The organism is Wolbachia endosymbiont of Madathamugadia hiepei (genome assembly GCF_013366855.1).
Lineage (GTDB): Bacteria > Pseudomonadota > Alphaproteobacteria > Rickettsiales > Anaplasmataceae > Wolbachia.
In genome coordinates this window covers 1-3,425 of sequence record NZ_WQMP01000109.1, presented here as the reverse complement: position 1 = coordinate 3,425, position 3,425 = coordinate 1, and the positions used below count along the sequence as shown (strand labels likewise).

5 protein-coding genes are annotated in these 3,425 nt (G+C 35.8%); 1 reads left to right on the top strand and 4 read right to left on the bottom strand.

Going from position 1 to position 3,425, the window contains the following annotated elements; all coding sequences use genetic code 11:
* Positions 1-42: 42 nt before the first annotated feature.
* Complete coding sequence (locus tag GO685_RS04165) at positions 43-210, bottom strand: hypothetical protein (protein WP_175937698.1); 168 nt, start codon at positions 208-210, stop codon at positions 43-45.
* A 44-nt stretch (positions 211-254) separates the two neighbouring features.
* On the opposite strand from GO685_RS04165, the gene hemA reads away from it, so the two are divergent.
* Positions 255-1,457 carry a 5-aminolevulinate synthase gene (gene hemA, locus GO685_RS04160; RefSeq protein WP_175937697.1) on the top strand — a complete coding sequence of 401 codons (1,203 nt, stop codon included), beginning with the start codon at positions 255-257 and terminating at the stop codon, positions 1,455-1,457.
* On the opposite strand, the gene GO685_RS04155 is transcribed toward hemA, so the two are convergent.
* The 3 genes from GO685_RS04155 to rimM form a co-directional block, all read right to left on the bottom strand.
* Positions 1,449-2,147, bottom strand: coding sequence for an inositol monophosphatase family protein (locus GO685_RS04155; protein ID WP_175937696.1), 699 nt, complete (start codon positions 2,145-2,147; stop codon positions 1,449-1,451). The genes hemA and GO685_RS04155 overlap by 9 nt on opposite strands.
* 8 nt (positions 2,148-2,155) lie before the next feature.
* On the bottom strand, positions 2,156-2,722 hold the full coding sequence (gene efp / locus GO685_RS04150; RefSeq protein WP_175937695.1) for an elongation factor P: 567 nt from the start codon (positions 2,720-2,722) through the stop codon (positions 2,156-2,158).
* Positions 2,723-2,784: 62 nt separating this feature from the next.
* Positions 2,785-3,291 carry a ribosome maturation factor RimM gene (gene rimM, locus GO685_RS04145; protein ID WP_175937694.1) on the bottom strand — a complete coding sequence of 169 codons (507 nt, stop codon included), beginning with the start codon at positions 3,289-3,291 and terminating at the stop codon, positions 2,785-2,787.
* Positions 3,292-3,425: the final 134 nt, after the last annotated feature.

Here is a 3,425-nt window from a genome sequence, read left to right as displayed (position 1 = left end):
TTCTTTTATATAATTGCCATTTAGTCATTTCTCTATTTGTGGCTAAGTTAAACTACCAGTTTTTGCTACATCTTTCCTTATTTTCTCATGATAAACTTTTTTCACAGAGACTAGCTGCTTTATTGAAACCAATAAGGTCGAAAAGGTTGTACCCAACGAGAAGAAAGAATCTGTAGCTACATCTGCATAATAAATATAGTAGTCTACCATTGAATAATTTATTATAATTTTACTAGTTATTAATAGATAAAAACTTGGTAGACTACGAAGAAATATTCTTAAATAAAATCAAAGATATAAAAGAAGAAGGGCGCTATCGTGAATTCACGCATTTTGCGTTGTTGCCTGGCAGGCTTCCCTATATTATGGATTATGAAAAAAATAGGGAAGTAATCGTCTGGTGCAGTAATAACTATTTAGGAATGTCACAAAATGAGAGTGTTATTGCTGCTATTCACAACTCATCTGTTGGTGCGGGGGGAACGAGAAATATCTCCGGTACAACAAAAGAGGTTGTCGAACTTGAGAAATCTTTAGCTTGTTTGCATAACAAGGAAGCCGCTCTAACTTTTGCTTGTGGCTACCTTGCCAACCAGACTACACTTAGCACTTTATTGTCCGTCATTTCTGACGTGGTAATTTTTTCAGATGAGAAAAACCACTCTTCGATGATAGAAGGCATAAAGTCAGGAAAAAGACCTAAATATATATTCAGGCATAATGACGTTGATCACTTAGAGCAGTTATTAAAGTCTGTGGGCAGAAAAACACCAAAAATAATAGCGTTTGAGTCCATATATTCAATGGATGGTGATATAGCGCCGCTGAGAGAAATATGCGACTTGGCAGATCAATATAATGCAATTACCTATTTGGATGAGGTACACGCAGTTGGCATGTATGGCCCGCGTGGTGGCGGAATTGCAGAAAGAGAAGGTCTGATGGGTAGAGTGACTGTTATTCAAGGCACATTATCGAAAGCTTTTGGAGTGATGGGTGGATATATAGCGTCTTCAAAGAGCTTGGTGGATGTAATAAGAAGTTCCGCTCCAGGATTTATTTTCACCACTGCTATGTCGCCTGTTTTAGCAGCAGCGGCAAAGGCAAGTGTTGAACATCTGAAATTAAGCAAAATCGAAAGGGAAAAGCAAAAACAAGTTGTTGCAAAGGTAAAAAACTCACTGAGAAACGCGGGAATTAATCTTATCCTAACAAAAACTCATATAATTCCGATAATAATTGGTGATCCAGAGTTATCCAAAATAGCATCAAAGTTACTATTTGATGAGCATGGAATATATGTTCAACATATAAATTACCCAACAGTTCCCAAGGGAACTGAGCGCTTTCGTATTACCCCCACACCTTATCATACCGACGAAATGATAAAACATTTAACAGAGTCTCTTGTAAAAGTTTTTGAGAAATTGTCTATTTCTGTGGCTTGTTTATGTTAGTTTCATATCTCCAGCAATGATTAATCCATTGCCTTCTCTTAGCCTTCCGCTACTCTCTTGCAGAAAAAGTTTGCCAAGCAAGGCTTTATATTTGTTAACTCCAGAGTAAACTATTCCACTGTATCTTCCTGCGGCAAGGTATGCAAAACCTAAAACTGTTGAACCGATGGAACGTACATTGCTGTTGCTAGGCAGTAACTTATTTAACAAATTACCACTTACATCTATTAAGCCTCCTTCACGGCTTTTCATTCGCATTTTTATATGACGAGATCTAAAGTCTTCAAGAAAAGCTCCCTTTTTCTCTTCTGCCCAAAAAGTTTCTCTGAGAGCTGGAGCATCAATTACGGCTGCTATAACTTTGTTTTTATGGATTAGACAGACCGACACTGCAAAATAAACCATACAACTGGAAAAATTCTCTCTGCTTTCTATAGGCATAATGAACCAGGTATAAGTGTCATCTTTTATTTCTTGATCAGTATTGTCTTCAAAGATAAAACCGTAGTCTTGCTTGTAATCATGTAAGCGATTGTATATAGTTTGCTTGCATCTTGAGTAAGTTTTATTGATAAAGTCTGCTGACTTAATATTGGAAATTTGCAATTCATTGAAATCACGCATAAGTTGTTTGGAAGCACTGCGTACAGAATCAAGCATCACATTAATCCGTGGTGATGAAATGGACATTCTTCCTTTTACTCTTTTACCCTTTCGTAATAGCTGTCATCGGGGGTATATACTACAATTTTGTCCTCTTTTTTTATAAATTGAGGCACGTTAACACGCATTCCGTTTTCTAAAATTGCAGGTTTATAAGAGGAAGTAACAGTCTGTCCTTTAATAACAGACTCTGTTTCTTTTACAGTCAATGTAACGTAATCAGGCACATGCGCAGAGATTATCTTATCCTGGTAAGTTACTACTTTGACTTTCATATTATCCTGTAAATAAATCTTTTTTTCTCCCAATAAGTCCAAATTTATAGCGATCTGCTCGTAATTACTCAGATGCATAAGGTTTACAATATCTCCTTCAGTAAAGAGATAAACATACTCCTCTTCATCTAAAATTGCTCTTCTGATTGTTGCATCAGAGCGGAACCTTTCATAGTGTTTTGCTCCGGTTTTTATGTTCTTCATTTCTGCTTGTATATATGCACCACCCTTGCCAGGCTGAGTATGCATAATACTTACAACCAAAAACAAACCGCCATTGTGTTCCAACACTTGACCTGGCCTAATACCATCAGCTCTTTCTGCCATAATTAAACTTTCAGCTTGATCTTATAATTATACGTAGCTTTTTTGAAATATCAAAACCTTTGTCAATCAATGAATTCTGGCATATTGAGTGCTATATACCCTTCCTTTACGTTTATATGCGGAAATATCTCTTTAGTAAAAGACAGCATAATATTCTTTTTTGTGCCGATGACTGAAATTTCCAATACATCTCCTGAACCGAAATTATGTATAGATTCTATATAGCCATATAATTCATTATTCTCTAACCTTACTTCCATATTTATAAGATCACTTTGATAAAACTTGTTCTCATCATTTAGTTTTGGCAGCTTGTTTCTTTCTGTGTATAATTTTCTGTTTCTTAAAAGCTCTGCTTCGTTACGAGAATTTACTCCGCTTATTGTGGCTATTACTAAATTATCACCTATGACAGAGACTGAGCCTATCTTATAACTTTCATTACCACTTATCAGCTCACCATATAGAAAAATATTTTCGGGTTTTTCAGTGAAAGTTTTTACTTTAACAGCTCCTTTAATTCCGTGAGGAGAAGTAACGATTCCGAGGTATACTAAATTGTCGTTCATACTAATATGATAATCAAAACTAGTTTTTTTGTCTACAGCGTTGGAAACGCTAACTATGGATTAGCCGATAAAGAAAGAGCTGGAAATAGAGGGCTTTTTGGGTTGCATGGAATATGAAATAAGCGTAGAAAAAA